At 68.7% G+C, this 14919-nt stretch carries 14 protein-coding genes; 7 read left to right on the forward strand and 7 right to left on the reverse strand.

What is annotated here, in order from left to right; genetic code table 11:
- Positions 1-132 precede the first annotated feature (132 nt).
- A complete protein-coding gene (locus ACTJLF_RS12215; RefSeq protein WP_132752402.1) occupies positions 133-1059 on the reverse strand; it encodes a LysR family transcriptional regulator in 927 nt (308 codons plus the stop codon).
- A gap of 102 nt (positions 1060-1161) precedes the next feature.
- On the opposite strand from ACTJLF_RS12215, the gene ACTJLF_RS12220 reads away from it, so the two are divergent.
- The 4 genes from ACTJLF_RS12220 (at position 1162) to ACTJLF_RS12235 (ending at position 5727) form a co-directional block, all read left to right on the forward strand.
- Positions 1162-2133 (forward strand): Bug family tripartite tricarboxylate transporter substrate binding protein, encoded by a 972-nt coding sequence (locus tag ACTJLF_RS12220; protein WP_019654299.1) that lies wholly within the window; start codon positions 1162-1164, stop codon positions 2131-2133.
- Positions 2134-2264: 131 nt separating this feature from the next.
- Positions 2265-3878 carry a gamma-glutamyltransferase family protein gene (locus ACTJLF_RS12225; protein WP_440883161.1) on the forward strand — a complete coding sequence of 538 codons (1614 nt, stop codon included), beginning with the start codon at positions 2265-2267 and terminating at the stop codon, positions 3876-3878.
- 44 nt (positions 3879-3922) lie between these two features.
- Positions 3923-4891 (forward strand): DMT family transporter, encoded by a 969-nt coding sequence (locus ACTJLF_RS12230; protein ID WP_440883162.1) that lies wholly within the window; start codon positions 3923-3925, stop codon positions 4889-4891.
- Between the two features lie 41 nt (positions 4892-4932).
- On the forward strand, positions 4933-5727 hold the full coding sequence (locus ACTJLF_RS12235; RefSeq protein ID WP_019654296.1) for an SDR family oxidoreductase: 795 nt from the start codon (positions 4933-4935) through the stop codon (positions 5725-5727).
- Positions 5728-5845: 118 nt separating this feature from the next.
- Here ACTJLF_RS12235 and ACTJLF_RS12240 read toward each other — a convergent pair whose 3' ends face one another.
- On the reverse strand, positions 5846-6754 hold the full coding sequence (locus tag ACTJLF_RS12240) for a DMT family transporter (protein ID WP_126182740.1): 909 nt from the start codon (positions 6752-6754) through the stop codon (positions 5846-5848).
- Positions 6755-6877: 123 nt separating this feature from the next.
- Here ACTJLF_RS12240 and ACTJLF_RS12245 point away from each other — a divergent pair, with 123 nt between their 5' ends.
- The 3 genes from ACTJLF_RS12245 to ACTJLF_RS12255 all read left to right on the forward strand — a co-directional run bounded on the left by ACTJLF_RS12245 (position 6878) and on the right by ACTJLF_RS12255 (position 9585).
- Positions 6878-7864: a quinone oxidoreductase family protein gene (locus ACTJLF_RS12245; RefSeq protein WP_019654294.1), complete on the forward strand. Its 987-nt coding sequence runs from the start codon at positions 6878-6880 to the stop codon at positions 7862-7864.
- Positions 7865-7976: 112 nt separating this feature from the next.
- The gene (locus tag ACTJLF_RS12250; RefSeq protein ID WP_019654293.1) at positions 7977-8378 is read left to right on the forward strand and encodes a response regulator; all 402 of its coding nucleotides are present in this window, start codon (positions 7977-7979) and stop codon (positions 8376-8378) included.
- Positions 8379-8574: 196 nt separating this feature from the next.
- Complete coding sequence (locus ACTJLF_RS12255; protein WP_126182741.1) at positions 8575-9585, forward strand: bile acid:sodium symporter family protein; 1011 nt, start codon at positions 8575-8577, stop codon at positions 9583-9585.
- Between the two features lie 27 nt (positions 9586-9612).
- Here ACTJLF_RS12255 and ACTJLF_RS12260 read toward each other — a convergent pair whose 3' ends face one another.
- From ACTJLF_RS12260 to ACTJLF_RS12280, 5 genes are all read right to left on the reverse strand, one after another.
- Complete coding sequence (locus ACTJLF_RS12260) at positions 9613-11274, reverse strand: Na/Pi cotransporter family protein (RefSeq protein WP_019654291.1); 1662 nt, start codon at positions 11272-11274, stop codon at positions 9613-9615.
- A 68-nt stretch (positions 11275-11342) separates the two neighbouring features.
- The gene (locus ACTJLF_RS12265) at positions 11343-12197 is read right to left on the reverse strand and encodes a phosphodiesterase (RefSeq protein WP_440883163.1); all 855 of its coding nucleotides are present in this window, start codon (positions 12195-12197) and stop codon (positions 11343-11345) included.
- Positions 12194-13255, reverse strand: coding sequence for an ABC transporter ATP-binding protein (locus ACTJLF_RS12270; RefSeq protein ID WP_132796990.1), 1062 nt, complete (start codon positions 13253-13255; stop codon positions 12194-12196). Before ACTJLF_RS12270 ends, ACTJLF_RS12265 begins: the two co-directional genes overlap by 4 nt.
- Positions 13245-14045, reverse strand: a complete 801-nt coding sequence (locus tag ACTJLF_RS12275; RefSeq protein WP_019654288.1) for an ABC transporter permease — start codon at positions 14043-14045, stop codon at positions 13245-13247. Before ACTJLF_RS12275 ends, ACTJLF_RS12270 begins: the two co-directional genes overlap by 11 nt.
- A gap of 10 nt (positions 14046-14055) precedes the next feature.
- Entirely contained in the window at positions 14056-14895 is an 840-nt protein-coding gene (locus ACTJLF_RS12280; protein ID WP_126182745.1) for an ABC transporter permease, read from the reverse strand.
- Positions 14896-14919 lie beyond the last annotated feature (24 nt).

The raw sequence follows: 14919 nt of genomic DNA on the forward strand, positions 1-14919 counted from the left end.
AGGATTCGCGACAGGTTCGCGAAGGGCGCGAAAGGAAAACCAAAACAGGTCTTCCTGGTTTCTTTTGCGGCCTTTGCGGCCTTTGCGTCTTTTGTACTTCTTCTGCGTTCGGCTGTCCGCTCCCGCTTTCCTTCAAAGCTTGTCCACCCGCACCGGCTTCATGTGCTGGCGCGCCATCGCCAGGAAGGCCATTGCCGCGGGGCTCAGCGGGTGCTTGGCCAGGCGGATGGCGACCACGGGGTATTCGAGCACGGGGCGGGTGACCCCCACGGCGCGCAGGTTGCCGGGCATCAGGACTTCGACGTAGCGGGGTGCCAGTGCGACCCCCGCGCCGGCCTGGATGAGGCCGAAGGCCGTCGACAGCATCGACACGTGGTGCACCACCTGCGGGTACACGTTGGCCACGCTCGCCAGCTGGCGGCTCACGGCGCGCCACACGTTGGCGTCGGGGTTGACGTGGATGAAGGGCAGGCCTTCCAGACGCCTGGCTTCGACCGTCTCGTGCTGTGCGAGCGGATGGTCGTCGCGCACGAAGAGGGCCATGCGCTCGGTGAAGAGGGGCTCGGTCGCCAGCTCGGAGTGCTTCTGGCCGATGTCGGAGCCGAAGCCCAGGTCGGCTTCCTGCGAGAGCACGCGCGAGATCATCTGTTCGGCGGTGCTGTCGAGCAGCGTGGCCGCGAGCGTGGGGTGCTTCTGCGAAAAGCGGCCCAGCAGCGGCGGCAGCAGGGCGCCCGCCGTCAGGTGGCCCACCGCCAGCACGATGCGGCCCTCGCGCAGCTGGGACTGCGAACGGCAGGCGCCGACCGAGTCGTCGATCAGCCGCAGCGCACGCACGGCGGTGTCGACCATCATCTGGCCCGCGTTGGTCATGCGGATGCGGCGCCCGCGCACCACCAGCGGCTGCGCCAGTTCTTCCTCGAGCCGCTTGATCAGGTGGCTGATGGCGGGCTGGGTGAGCTGCAGGGCTTCGGCCGCCAGTGTGAAGCTGCCGGTTTCGGCCACGGCCGCCAGCGCCCGCAGCTGCTGCAGCGAGATTTCCTCGGCGGGGGCTCGTGTCATAAACGGCGTTGATAGTTGAATAAGCTGGATTATCTGGCTTGATCCACCGCCGCTGCATAGCATGCTCGGTCCCCCTCACTGGCACAGAATTCTTTCCCGCACATGAAACGCCTCCAGTTCCTCCAGGTGCTCGCCGTCGCGCTCGGCGTGGCCGCTTCGTCAGCCAGCCTGGCGCAGGGCTATCCGAACAAGCCGATCCGGCTGATCGTTCCGTTCCCGGCCGCGGGCGCCACCGACCTCTTCGCCCGCACGCTGGGGCAGAAGATGGGCGACAAGCTGGGCACTACGCTGGTGGTCGACAACAAGCCCGGCGCCGGCGGCGCCATCGGCTCCGACCAGGCGGCCAAGGCCGCGCCCGACGGCTACACCATCCTGCTGGCCACCACCAGCACGCATTCCATCGGTCCGGCGATCAGCAAGCTGCCCTACGACACGGTGCGCGACTTCACGCCGATCGCGCACGTGGGCGACGCGGCCAGCATCATGCTGGTGCCGGTCAATTCGCCCGCGAAGACGGTGCGCGAGTGGATCGACTACGCCAAGAAGAACCCCGGCAAGCTCAACTACGCATCGAGCGGCAACGGCACCATCGTGCAGCTCACGGCGGAGCTCTTCAAGGCGCAGGCCGGCGTGTTCGTCACGCACATTCCCTACAAGGGCACGGCCCTGGCCATTCCCGACCTGATCAGCGGCAAGGTCGACGTGCTGTTCGACTCGCTGCCCACCGGCATGCCGCACGTGCGCGACGGCCGCCTGCGCGCGCTGGGCGTCACCTCGCTCAAGCGCAGCCCGCTCGCGCCCGAGTTGCCGCCCATCGCCGACACGCTGCCCGGCTACGAGTCGAACACCTGGTTCGGCTTCTACGGCCCGAAGAACCTGCCGGCGGACATCGTCGCGAAGATCAACAAGGCCGCCAACGACGCGCTGGCCGACCCCGAGGTGAAGGAAAAGCTCGCGCGCCTGGGCATCGAGCCTGCGGTGCCCGGTACGCCGGACCAGTTCGCGAAGATGGTTGCGGCCGATGCGGCCAAGTGGAAGAAGATCGTCGTCGAGCGCAAGATCACCAACGAGTGACAGGCTCACCCCCAGTCTTCGCGCACTTCGTGTCGCTTCGCCAACCCCCTTCCGGGGGCAACACCTGCGGCCCGGCAAAGCCGGTTCGGCGGTGTTTCCCGAATTGTTCACGCCATCCTTGAAAGCACGGTATGAAGTTCGATTACGCCAACCCCTATCTCTCCACGCGCATCCCGATCTTCGCGCGCAACGTGGTGTCGACCTCGCATCCGCTGGCCTCGCAGGCCGGGCTGCGCATCCTGCAGCAGGGCGGCAACGCGGTCGACGCGGCCATCGCCACCGCGGCGGTGATGACGCTGGTGGAGCCGGTGAGCAACGGCCTGGGCAGCGATGCCTTCTGCATCCTGTGGGACGGCGAGAAGCTGCACGGCCTCAACGCTTCGGGCCCCGCGCCCAAGGCCTGGACGCCCGAATACTTCAAGGCCAAGTACGGCGCCGACGCGGCCAATCCGCCGATGCGCGGCATCGACTCGGTCACCGTGCCGGGCGCGGTGCGCGGCTGGGTGGCGCTGAGCGAGCGCTTCGGCAAGCTGCCCTTCGCCGACCTGCTGGCACCGGCCATCGACATCGCCGAGCGCGGCTACCTCGTGCCGCCGGTGGTGCAGGGCAAGTGGGCCGCGGCCACGCCGATCCTGCAGTCGCAGCCGGGCTTCGCCCAGACCTTCCTGCCCTGGGGCCGCGCACCCGAGGTGGGCGACATGTTCCGCTTCACGGCCGCGGAGCGCGCGCTCAAGGCCATCGCCCGCACCAAGGGCGAGGCCTACTACAACGGCGAGATCGCCGAGGCGCTGGCGAAGTTCTCCGCCGAGCAGGGCGGCGCGCTCACCGTGGCCGACCTCGCGGCCTACCAGCCCGAGTGGGTCGAGCCCATCTCGCGCGACTACCGCGGCCACACGCTGTACGAGATCCCGCCGAACGGCCAGGGCATCGCGGCGCTGATCGCGCTGGGCATCCTGGAGAAGTTCGACATCGCCTCGCTGCCGGTCGACTCCGTGCAGTCGCAGCACCTGCAGATCGAGGCCATGAAGCTGGCCTTCGCCGACGTGTACCGCTACGTGTCGGAGCGCAGGACCATGGAAGTGACCACCGAGCAGATGCTCGACGACGCCTACCTGGCCTCGCGCGCGCGCCTCATCGACCCGAAGAAGGCGCAGGACTTCAAGGCCGGCAACCCGGTCAAGGGCGGCACCATCTACCTTACGGCCGCCGACGAGAGCGGCATGATGGTCAGCTTCATCCAGAGCAACTACATGGGCTTCGGCTCAGGCTGCGTGGAGCCCGAATACGGCATCAGCCTGCAGAACCGCGGCCACGGCTTCAGCCTGAAGGCCGAGAGCCCGAACGTGGTGGCGCCGGGCAAGCGGCCGTTCCACACCATCATCCCGGCCTTCCTCACGAAGGGCGGCCAGCCGGTGATGAGCTTCGGCGTGATGGGCGGCAACATGCAGCCGCAGGGCCACATGCAGACGCTGGTGCGCATGCTCGACTACGGGCAGAACCCGCAGGCCGCCTGCGACGCGCCGCGCTGGCGCTTCAACTCGGGGCTGGAGATCAACGTCGAGGCCGCGATGAACCCGGCCACGGTGCAGGGCCTGCGCGAGCTCGGCCATCACCTGGAAGTGATCAACGACTCCTACCAGGACTTCGGCGCCGGCCAGTTCATCTGGCGCGCGGGCGAGCCCTCGGTCGAAGGCTACGTGGCCGCCAGCGACCCGCGCCGCGACGGCGCGGCTGCGGGGTACTGAGCGCGGGCGAGGCAGGGGTTCGGGCTTGCCGCGATGATCGGGGGATGAACAAGACAGCCGCGTCGACCGGCGAATCCCCCCGGCCAGCCCTCCAACCCCTGCGCGACAGCGCCAGGAAGGGCGTCGCCACCGGCCTGGTGCTGGCCACCCTGGGCGCCATCGCGTTCAGCGGCAAGGCCATCATCGTCAAGCTCGCGTACCGCTACGGCGTGGACGCGGTCACGCTCATCATGCTGCGCATGCTGTTCGCGCTGCCGCTCTTCGCACTGATGGCGTGGTGGGCCGGGCGCGGCAAGCCGGCGCTCACCGGGCGCGACTGGATCGGCGTGGTCGGCCTGGGCTTCTCGGGGTACTACCTCGCGAGCTTCCTCGACTTCGCGGGGCTGGCCTACATCTCGGCCAGCTTCGAGCGGCTGATCCTTTACCTCAACCCCACGCTGGTGCTGTTCTTCGGCTGGCTGCTATATCGGCGCCACCCGACGCGCCCGCAGCTGCTGGGCATGGTCGTGAGCTATGCCGGCGTGCTGCTGGTGTTCGGCCACGAGCTCTGGACCGGTGGCGGCGGCAAGGGCGGCGGCGCCGCGGCCTGGGGCGCCTTCCTGGTGTTCCTGAGCGCGGTGAGCTATGCGGGCTACCTCGTCTACAGCGGCGAGTTCGTCAAGCGGCTGGGGTCGCTCAGGCTCGTTGGGCTGGCCACCACTGTGGCCTGCGTGCTGTGCATCCTGCAGTTCGCGCTGACGCGGCCGATCAGCGTGGCGATGGCGGTGGCGCCGGAGGTGATCTGGCTGTCGGTGCTCAACGCCACGCTGTGCACGGCGGTGCCGGTGCTGATGGTGATGATGGCCATCGAGCGCATCGGCCCGGCGATGGCGGCGCAGACCGGCATGATCGGGCCGTTGTCGACCATCCTCATGGGGGTGGTCATACTCGGCGAGCCGTTCACGCCGTGGATCGCGGCGGGCACCGTGCTCGTGATCGCGGGCATTTTCGTTTTCACGCGCAAGGGGCGCTGAAGCCCCCGGCGCTTCTGCTTCTGTTTCATTGGAGAAAGAACATGGATCTGGGTATTGCAGGCAAGACCGCGCTGGTGTGCGGCGCGAGCAAGGGCCTCGGCTACGGCTGCGCCGAGGCTCTGGTGCGCGAGGGCGTCAACGTGGTGATCGTGGCGCGCGGCGCCGAGGTGCTGGAAGCGGCCGCGAAGAAGCTGGCCGAAGTGGCCGGCGGCTCGGGCAACCCGTTCGTCAAGCACGTGGCCGCCGACATCACCACCGAAGCCGGCCGTGCAGCGGTGTTCGCGCTGGGCCATGACTTCGACATCGTCGTCACCAACGCCGGCGGCCCGCCGCCCGGCGACTTCCGCAACTGGGACCGCGAGGCGTGGATCAAGGCGGTCGACGCCAACATGCTGACCCCCATCGAGCTCATCAAGGCCACGGTGGACGGCATGGCCAAGCGCGGCTATGGCCGCATCGTGAACATCACATCGAGCTCGGTGAAGTCGCCCATCGACATCCTGGGGCTGTCGAACGGCGCGCGCAGCGGCCTCACCGGCTTCGTGGCCGGCGTGGCGCGCACGTCGGTGGCGGCGCAGGGCGTGACCATCAACAACCTGCTGCCTGGCGCCTTCGACACCGACCGCCTCAAGGGCACGATGGCCGGTTCCGCGCAGAAGTCGGGCCAGGACTTCGACACCGTGTGGGAAGCCCGCAAGAAGACCATCCCGGCCAAGCGCTTCGGCACGCCGGCCGAGTTCGGCGCCATCTGCGCCTTCCTGTGCAGCATGCAGGCCGGCTACATGACCGGCCAGAACATCCTGGCCGACGGCGGCGCCTACCCCGGCACGTACTAGGGCTCGCTCCCAGGCTGCGCGCACTTCGTGTCGCGCACGCCAACCCCCTGCCGGGGGCAACACCTGAGGCCCGGCAAAGCCGGTTCCTCGGTGTTCGCTTGAAGGGTCCGTCCTTCGCTCAGCGCCGCGAGGCCACCACGATCCCGCTCACGATCAGCAGGAACGCCGCCCCGTGGTACCAGTGCGGCGGCTCGCGCAGGAAGGCCGCCGACAGCACCGCCGCGAACAGCGGCGTTAGGTTCATGAAGATGCTCGCCCGTTGCGGCCCCGCGCGCTGCACGCCGGTGCCCCAGCAGCGATACGCCACCACCGCGGGGCCGATGCCGATGAACAGCATCGCCGCGATCAGCGGCCAGCCGAGTTCGAGGTGCGCGGGCGTCAGCGTCCATTCGCCTGCGGCCAGCGCGCCCGACCATGCGAGGCCGAACACCAGCTGCGCCATCAGGAACGCGGCCCAGTCCCTGCGCACGGCCGCCGGCTCGTGCGTGCGCGCCAGCAGCCAGCTGTAGAAGGCCCACGCGATGGTGCCCAGGATCATGTAGAGGTCGCCCGGCACCAGCCGCAGCCCGAGCAGCTGCCGCCATTCGCCGCGGCTGAGCACCAGCAGCACGCCCGCCATCGACAGCAGCGCGCCGCCGATTTCGCGGCCGCTGACGCGCGCGCGGAAGAAGAGGGCGCCCACCGCAAGCATCCACAGCGGCAGGCTCGAGCCGACCAGCGTCACGTTGATGGGCGTGGAGGTCTGCAGCGCCAGGTACTGGAAGGCGTTGTACAGGCCGATGCCCAGCAGGCCGAGCACCGCGTAGCGCTTCCAGTGCGCCCACAGCGGGCTGTCGCGCCGCAGCACCTGCGCCGCCAGCGGCAGCAGCAGCGCGAAGGCGATGACCCAGCGCACGAAGTTCAGCGTCAGTGGCGACACCAGCTCCCGCACCATGCGGCCGACCACGGCATTGCCGGCCCACAGCAGCGGAGGAACGAGGAGCAGGAAGACGGTGAGGGGAGCGAGGCGCTGCGGCTGTGTCTGCATGGGCGCCGACTCTACCGGGCAATGATTCCCCGCGCCGTCGCCGGAAGCTCAAACATGGCAGGATGCCTGCCCCTACCTTCAATCCCTTCCTTACCTTCTTTCCAGAGCGTGGAGACCGCAACGATGAAGAGCAAAGCCGTCCGTATCGACCGCCATGGCGGTCCCGAAGAACTGAAGATCGTCGAGGTGGAGGTCGGCGAGCCCGGTCCGGGCGAGATCCGCATCCGCCACAAGGCCGTGGGCCTGAACTTCATCGACACCTACCAGCGCAGCGGGCTCTACCCGTTCCAGATGCCGCTGCAACTGGGCATGGAAGCCTCGGGCGTGGTCGAGGCGGTGGGCGAGGGCGTGACCCACCTCAAGGCCGGCGATCGTGCCGCCTACGCGAGCCAGCCCCCCGGCGCCTACAGCGAGTTGCGGGTGATGCCGGCGAAGAACGTCTGCAGGCTGCCCGACGACATCTCCTTCGAGACCGGCGCGGCCATGATGCTCAAGGGCCTGACCACGCAGTACCTGCTGAAGAAGACGCTGCCGGCCGAGGGCCTGCAGGCCGGCGACTTCATCGTGTTCCATGCCGCGGCCGGCGGCGTCGGCCTCATCGCATGCCAGTGGGCCAAGGCCCTGGGCCTGCAGCTGATCGGCACGGCCGGCAGCGACGCCAAGTGCAAGCTCGCGCTGGAGCACGGCGCGGCGCACGCCATCAACTACAGCACCGAGAACTTCGCGGCCCGCGTGAAGGAGATCACCGGCGGCAAGGGCGTGAAGGTGGTGTACGACTCGGTGGGCAAGGACACCTTCGAGGGCTCCATCGACTGCCTGCGCCCCTTCGGCCTGCTGGCGATCTTCGGCAACGGCTCCGGCCCGGTGCCGCCGGTCAACCTCGGCCTGCTGGCCTCCAAGGGCTCGCTCTACATCACCCGGCCCACGCTCTTCACCCACATGGCCACGCGCGAAAGCACGCAGGCGATGGCCGACGACCTGTTCGCGGTGGTGCGCAGCGGCGCAGTGAAGATTCCTATCGACCAGCGCTACCCGCTGGCCGACGTGCAGCAGGCGCACCGCGACCTGGAAGCGCGCAAGACCACGGGCTGCACGATCCTCACGCTCTGATTTCCGAGCCCGCCGCGCCGGCCTTGTCCTACCGGCGCAGGGGTGTCATGCCTTCGACTTGTGCCACGAGCACTTTGTAGCCTGTGGATACAGCGCAGAGGCATAGATACCCATGACCACCGTTCGCACCTTCATCGTCGAAGACAACCCGACCATCCGCCGCAACCTCGCAGGCACCCTGCGAGAGGTGGCGAGGGTCGAGCCCATCGGCGAGGCGGAGACGGAGGCCGAGGGGTCGCGCTGGCTTTCGAGCAATCTGGCGCAGTGGGACCTGGCCATCGTCGACCTGTTCCTGAAGGACGGCACGGGCTTTCGCGTGCTAGAGGCCTGCCGCAACCGCAGCCCCTCCCAGAAGATCGTGGTGCTCAGCAACTACGCCACGCCCGACATGCGCCGCAAGTGCGTGCACCTGGGCGCCGATGCGGTCTTCGACAAGGCCACCGAGATCGACGACCTGATCGACTACTGCCAGCGCCGCCGTCAGGCGCAGTTCAGTTCGCCCACGGCACACTGAAGCGCCGTGGTGGGGCATTTCCGGCCCGCCCGGCAGCGATGCCGGAATTCGCCGAAAATCCCCTTCTTAAAGGCGCGAGGAGCACGCGCCGGGCTCCGCAAAGTGGCGACCAGATTCATGCGCGGAAATCACATCTTCCCCTGCTGAGTCGGCCCGCGCGCCTGCAACGCGCGTGGCGTTCGTCCCGAGTTGCAACATGTCCCGCCCCCGTTTCCTTCCCGACAACTTCACCCTCGCGCTTCTCTCGGTCGTGACCCTGGCCAGCCTGCTGCCGGCCAGCGGGCGCATCGCGCACTTCTTCGAGGGGCTGACCACGGTGGCCATCGGCCTGCTGTTCTTCCTGCACGGGGCCAAGCTGTCGCGCGAGGCGATCGTCAACGGGCTCATGCACTGGCGGCTGCACCTGCTGGTGTTCGCGAGCACCTTCGTGCTGTTCCCGGTGCTGGGACTGGTGCTCAAGCCGATCCTGCTGCCGCTGGTGACGCCCGAGCTCTACACCGGCGTGCTGTACCTGTGCGTGCTGCCGGCCACGGTGCAGTCGGCCATCGCCTTCACCGCGATGGCCAGAGGCAACATGCCCGCGGCCATCTGCAGCGCCTCGGCCTCCACCCTGCTGGGGGTGTTCATCACGCCGGTGCTGGTCAACCTGGTGGTGCTGCCCAGCGGCGGCCATGCGGCTTCTTCCTCGCTGGATTCCATCGGGCGCATCCTGCTGCAGCTGATGGTGCCCTTCGCGGCCGGCCACCTGCTGCGTCCGCTGATCGGCAAGTGGATCCAGCGCCGCGCCGCGGTGCTGAAGTTCGTCGACCAGGGCTCGATCCTGCTGGTGGTCTACACCGCGTTCAGCGCGGCCGTGATCGAGGGGCTCTGGAAGCAGGTGCCCGTGCATGCACTGGTCGGCCTGCTCGTGGTGTGCGCGGTGGTGCTCGGCCTGGCGCTGAGCCTCACGACCCTGCTGGCGCGCAAGCTGGGCTTCGACACGGAAGACGAGATCACCATCGTCTTCTGCGGCTCCAAGAAGAGCCTGGCCAGCGGCATCCCGATGGCAAAGGTGCTCTTCGCCTCGCACGCGGTGGGCGCGATCGTGCTGCCGCTGATGCTCTTCCACCAGATGCAGCTGATGGTCTGCGCGGTGCTGGCGCAGCGCTATGCGCGGCGCGGGCGCGACGAGACTTCGCTGCTGGAGACCGCCGGGCAGGCCAAGTAGGCCCGGGCAGGACGTTCGGAGGACCGTTCAGCCCTCGATCTTGCCCAGCCGCGACTCGCGCAGCCGGCTGGGCGCCAGCGCCCCGGCCGACTCCAGGATCGGATACGCGATCGAGCAGATGTGCGAGTTGATGCGCTTCAGGTCGCTGATCAGGTCGATGTGCAGCGAGCTGGTCTCGATGCTCAGCGTGGTGCGGTCCGACAGCCGGTCGAGGTGGGTGGTCGCGTAGGCCCGCTCCAGGTCGCGGAAGCGCGCCTTTTCCTCCAGCAGCTTCTGTGCGTCGCGCACGTTGCCGTTGAGGAACACGCTCATGCTCAGGCGCAGGTTGGCCACCAGGCGTCCGTGCAGCTCCACGATCTCGGCCATGCCGGCCTCGGAGAAGTTGCGCTGCGGCCGGATCTTCTTGTCTTCGACGTCGATGATCACCCGCTCGATGATGTCGCCGATCTGCTCCATGTTGATCGTGAAGCTGATGATGTCGGTCCAGCGGCGGCTTTCCTCCTCGCCCAGCGCCTCGCGCGAGATGCGCGTCATGTAGTACTTGATGGCCGAGTAGAGCTCGTCCACCGTGTCGTCGAGCTGGCGCAGCTCCTGCGCCAGCCGCAGGTCGTTGTGGCGGATCACGTCCAGGATGCCGATCAGCATGGTCTCCACCACGTCGGCCTGGTGCAGCGCCTCGCGCGCGGCGTTGGAGATGGCGAGCGAGGGCGTCGACAGCGCCGACGGGTCGAGGTGATGCGGCCGCGTCGTGCCCGCCGGCTGCTGCGGCTGCGGCAGCAGGCGCGTCACCAGCTTGGCCACCAGCTGCGTCAGGCCGATGAAGCCCACGCTGATCACCACGTTGAATGCCAGGTGGAAGAGCACCACCCCGTGCGTCTGGTTCGGCAGCTCGGGCTGCACGTAGCGGATCCACAGACCGATGAAGGGCGCCACGATGGCCACGCCCAGCGCCTTGAAGAGCAGATTGCCCACGGTCACCTGCCGTACCGAGACGGCCGACTTGGCCGTGGTCAGGACCGCCAGCAGGCCGCTGCCCAGGTTGGCGCCGAGCACCAGCCCGAGCGCCACGTCCAGCGGCACCACGTTCGAGCTGGCCATGGCCGCCACCAGCAGCACCACCGCGAGGCTCGAGTAGGCCACGATGGCCAGCACCGAGCCGATGGTGATCTCCAGCAGCACGTCGCTGTTGATCGAGGCCAGCAGCGCGCGGATGGCCGGCGAGGAGAACAGGGGCTCGGTCGCCTCCACCACCAGCTGCAGCGCCAGCAGCATCAGTCCCAGCCCGATGAGCACCCGGCCGACGCGCCCCGCCACCGTGGCCGAGCGCGTGATGAAGAGCACCACCCCCACGAAGATGAACATCGGCGAGAGCCACGAAAGGTCTGCCGAGAACAGCACCGAGATCAGCGCCGTGCCGATGTCGGCGCCCCGCATCACCGCCAGAGCCGCAGGCAGCGTGACCAGCCCCTGCCCGACGAAGGAGGAGGTCATGAGCGAGGTGGCGGTGCTCGACTGCACCAGCGCCGTCACGCCGATGCCCGAGAGGGCGGCGGTGAAGCGGTTGCGCATGCTCTGCACGAGGATCTTGCGCAGGTTGGCGCCGAACACGCGAAGAACGCCGGTGCGGACCAGATGGGTGCCCCACACGAGCAGGGCCACCGCCGCCAGCAGATTCAGGAGGTGCTTCATGGAGGTCGGGCTCTATCCTTTCTTTTCGTTGTTTTTCGTTTCGACCCCATTTTCCACAAGTAGGAGCTTCAGTCGATCAACGCTCCGTTGTCGTGGAAAGGGTAGGGCCCCTCGAAGCTGCCCGAGGCGGCCAGGTGGGTGACGAGCCGGCGCCCGCGGGCGGACCAGGCGTGCACCCGGAACGATGGCGGCTCCAGCGTCCAGGCCGAGTCGGCGTCGGGCGCCAGGTCGAGGCACACCTGGTGGGCCTGCGCCGGCGAGGTAGATGCGATGGTGCCGCCGAAGCGCACGTCGATGGCGCGGTGCAGGTGGCCGCAGATGATGCGCTCGACGTTCGGATGGCGCGAGACCAGCGCTTCGAGCGCCTCGGCGCCTTCCAGCAGGCCGATCTCGTCCATGTGGCCGATCAGCGTCTCGAAGGGCGGATGGTGCATGGCGATGACGACCGGCTCGCCTCGGCAGGCGTCGAGTTGCGCTTCGAGCCAGGCCAGGCGCTTCTCGCACAGCGCGCCGTGGCTGGCGTGTGGCACGCAGGTGTCGAGGGTCAGCAGCCGCAGCGCGCCGACACGCACCGAATACTGGATGAAGCCGTCGCCGTCCGCGCCCAGGTAGGCGTGGCCGGGAAAGCTGCGGCGCAGCTGGTCGCGCTCGTCGTGGTTGCCGGGCATCAGGTAGACCGGCATGGTCAGCGGTGCAAGCAGGCGGGCGAGGTGCTCGTACTCGGCGGCGCGGCCGAAGTCCGTGAGGTCGCCGGTGACGACCACCGCGTCGGGCTGCTGGCGCAGCGCGAGCACCGACTGCACCGCGCGCTCCAGGTACGGGGCCGTATCGATGCGCCCATAGGCCAGCCGGCCCGGCTCGCGGATGTGCAGGTCGGTGAGCTGGACCAGGATGGTGTTGTTGCGGGTTTCTGCTGTCGTCATGCGATGGCTTCCTGCGACGTCATCAGGCGTTCGGGCTGGATGCGAAGACCCACCGTGTCGCCCGGTCCGAAAGGATTGTCGCGCCCCACGTCGGCCACCAGCACGGGCTGGTCCTGTGCGCGCAGATGCAGCTGCACGCGATCGCCGAGGAAGGTGCGGCGCTCGACGATCGCAGCGCCCCAGTCGAGCCGGGGCGAGCCGACCTCGATGTCCTCGGGCCGCACCAGCAGAGTCGCATGGCTCTGCCACGCCGGGGGGCAGGGCAGGGTCTTTCCTCCGAGTCGGACAACGCCCTGGGCGATGGCGTCCTGCCCGCGCTCCAGCCGGTTGACCCGGCCCAGGAACTCGGCCACGAAGGGATGCGCGGGCGCGCGGTACAGGTCCTCGCCGCGGCCCACCTGCACGATGCGGCCGGCGCGCATCACCGCGAGCCGGTCGGCGATGGCCAGCGCCTCCTGCTGGTCGTGGGTGACGTGGATGGCCGTGATGTGCAGCCGGCGCAACAGTTCGGCCAGTTCGTCGCGCAGCGACTCCTTGAGCTTGGCGTCTAGCGCGGCCAGCGGCTCGTCGAGCAGCAGCACGCGCGGGCGCACCGCCACCGCGCGCGCCAGTGCCACGCGCTGGCGCTGGCCGCCGGAGAGCTCGGCGGGGCGCTTGTTCTCCAGGCCGCCCAGGCGCACCAGGTCGACCAGCTCGCCCACGCTGCGCTTTTCTTCCTGGGCCGACACGCCCCGGATGCGCAGGCCGTAGCCGATGTTGGCCGCCACGGTCATCTGCGGAAAGAGCGCGTAGCTCTGGAACACCATGCCCACGCCGCGCTGCTCCACGGGGCGCTGGGTGACGTCCTGGTCGCCGAACACGATGCGGCTGCCCGCGTCGGGCGACTCCAGCCCGGCGATCAGCCGCAGCAGCGTGGTCTTGCCGCAGCCCGAGGGGCCGAGCAGCGCGAGCACCTCGCCGGCCTCCACGCGCAGGCTGGTGGGTTGCAGGCCGCGCGTGCCGTCTGCATAGGTCTTCGCGCAGTTGGCGATGTCGATGGGGATGCGTTCAAGTTCCATGATGTTTCTGGATCAGGTTTGCAAGGTGCTGCAGGCCCCACAGCACCGGGAGGATGACGGCGAAGAAGACCAGCGTGTAGGCCGATCCGATCTCGATGCGCATCGAGGCGTAGCTGTCGGCCAGGCCCACGGGCAGCGTGCGGGTGAGCGGCGTGTGCAGCATCCAGGTGAGGTTGAACTCGCCCACCGAGAGCGTGAACACCATCAGGCTGCCGGCCACGATGGCCGGGAACACGGCCGGCACCAGGATGCCCATGAAGCGCTGGCGGAAGTTCGCCCCCAGCGAGCGCGCGGCTTCCTCGAGCGCGAGCAGCTCGTCGCGCTGGAAGGCCGAGCCCACGGTGCGCACCATGAAGGGCAGCGTGAAGACGATGTGCCCCACGAGGATGAACGCGAAGCTCTGCCGGAAGGCCGTGAGCTGCCCGTAGGCGAGGATCAGCGCCAGCGCCGTGGCCAGCCCCGGCACCGCGACCGGCAGCGTCAGCAGTTCCTCGAAGATGCGGGCCGCGCGCGAGCGGCTGCGCGCCAGCGCATAGGCGCAGGGCACGCCCAGCAGCACGGTGCCGGCGACGCAGGCGATGGCCAGCGCGAGCGACCAGCCCACGGTGCCGCCGTAGTTCTCCCACACCTCGGCCAGCCAGCGCAGCGTGAAGCCGCTCTTGATGCCCGTGCTGTAGTTGTTGACCAGGCCCGCCATCACCGACAGCAGCATCGGCGCGATCATGAAGAGGCTCACGATCAGCGTCACCGCGAAGAGGAAGGGAGCCTTCGGTTGAGTGTTCTTGTGCATGGTGCGAACCTCAGCGTGCGACGGGGTTGGCGCCGAAGCGTCGCGCCATGAAAAGCACCAGCCAGGTCACGACGCCCAGGGCGATCGACAGCGATGCGGCCAGTGCGAAGTTGGCGTAGTTGGTGAACTCGTTGTAGATCGTGATCGGGATCACCTCGAACTTGCTGGCCAGCGTGAAGGCCGTGCCGAAGGCGCCCATCGAGGTCGCGAACAGGATCGCGCCGCAGGCCAGCGTGGTCGGCGCCAGCTCGGGCAGCCACACGTCGCGCGCCACGCGCAGCCGCGAGGCGCCGAGCGAGCGCGCGGCTTCCTCCAGCTGCATGTTCATCGACTCGGCCGCTGCCGCATAGGTGGCGATGGCGCGCGGCAGCGAGAAATACAGGTACGCCAGGAACAGGCCGAGCAGTCCGTAGGCGAAGGTGATGCGCTCGCCGAACAGCGTGTCGCCGATGTCCGCCACCACGCCCTGGCGTCCGCCGAGCAGGATCACGAAGAAGCCGATGATCACGCCGGGGAACGACAGCGGCAGCGTGAGCAGCGACAGCAGCACGCGCTTGCCCACGAAGGCGCGGCGCGCAAGGTAGATGCCCACGGCTGCGCCCAGCACCAGCGTGGCCAGCGTCACGGTGACCGAGAGCACGACGGTGTTGACCATGCTCGCGAGGTAGCGCGCATCGGTCAGCACCGCGAAGTAGGTGGCCCAGCCCTTGCCGGCGGGCAGCGCCAGCAGGCGCACCACCGGCAGCAGCCAGAAGGCCGCGAAGAAGGCGGCCGCGGGCGCGACGCAGGCCAGCAGGCGCCAGCGCGGGTTCCAGGCGTTCGGCACGTCGGAGGCGCTGGAGGCGTTCATGGAAATGGCTTGCGTCATCGCGCG

Source organism: Variovorax sp. 22077 (assembly GCF_052044195.1).
GTDB classification, from domain to species: Bacteria; Pseudomonadota; Gammaproteobacteria; order Burkholderiales; family Burkholderiaceae_C; genus Variovorax; species Variovorax atrisoli.

What these genes read in the sequence shown, in the direction of transcription:
- ACTJLF_RS12215 (WP_132752402.1), bottom strand. Translation starts at nt 1,059, where the DNA reads ATGACACGAGCCCCCGCCGAGGAAATCTCGCTGCAGCAGCTGCGGGCG.
- ACTJLF_RS12220 (WP_019654299.1), top strand. Translation starts at nt 1,162, where the DNA reads ATGAAACGCCTCCAGTTCCTCCAGGTGCTCGCCGTCGCGCTCGGCGTG.
- ACTJLF_RS12265 (WP_440883163.1), bottom strand. Translation starts at nt 12,197, where the DNA reads ATGACGACAGCAGAAACCCGCAACAACACCATCCTGGTCCAGCTCACC.
- ACTJLF_RS12230 (WP_440883162.1), top strand. Translation starts at nt 3,923, where the DNA reads ATGAACAAGACAGCCGCGTCGACCGGCGAATCCCCCCGGCCAGCCCTC.
- ACTJLF_RS12270 (WP_132796990.1), bottom strand. Translation starts at nt 13,255, where the DNA reads ATGGAACTTGAACGCATCCCCATCGACATCGCCAACTGCGCGAAGACC.
- ACTJLF_RS12225 (WP_440883161.1), top strand. Translation starts at nt 2,265, where the DNA reads ATGAAGTTCGATTACGCCAACCCCTATCTCTCCACGCGCATCCCGATC.
- ACTJLF_RS12275 (WP_019654288.1), bottom strand. Translation starts at nt 14,045, where the DNA reads ATGCACAAGAACACTCAACCGAAGGCTCCCTTCCTCTTCGCGGTGACG.
- ACTJLF_RS12235 (WP_019654296.1), top strand. Translation starts at nt 4,933, where the DNA reads ATGGATCTGGGTATTGCAGGCAAGACCGCGCTGGTGTGCGGCGCGAGC.
- ACTJLF_RS12255 (WP_126182741.1), top strand. Translation starts at nt 8,575, where the DNA reads ATGTCCCGCCCCCGTTTCCTTCCCGACAACTTCACCCTCGCGCTTCTC.
- ACTJLF_RS12245 (WP_019654294.1), top strand. Translation starts at nt 6,878, where the DNA reads ATGAAGAGCAAAGCCGTCCGTATCGACCGCCATGGCGGTCCCGAAGAA.
- ACTJLF_RS12240 (WP_126182740.1), bottom strand. Translation starts at nt 6,754, where the DNA reads ATGCAGACACAGCCGCAGCGCCTCGCTCCCCTCACCGTCTTCCTGCTC.
- ACTJLF_RS12250 (WP_019654293.1), top strand. Translation starts at nt 7,977, where the DNA reads ATGACCACCGTTCGCACCTTCATCGTCGAAGACAACCCGACCATCCGC.
- ACTJLF_RS12280 (WP_126182745.1), bottom strand. Translation starts at nt 14,895, where the DNA reads ATGAACGCCTCCAGCGCCTCCGACGTGCCGAACGCCTGGAACCCGCGC.
- ACTJLF_RS12260 (WP_019654291.1), bottom strand. Translation starts at nt 11,274, where the DNA reads ATGAAGCACCTCCTGAATCTGCTGGCGGCGGTGGCCCTGCTCGTGTGG.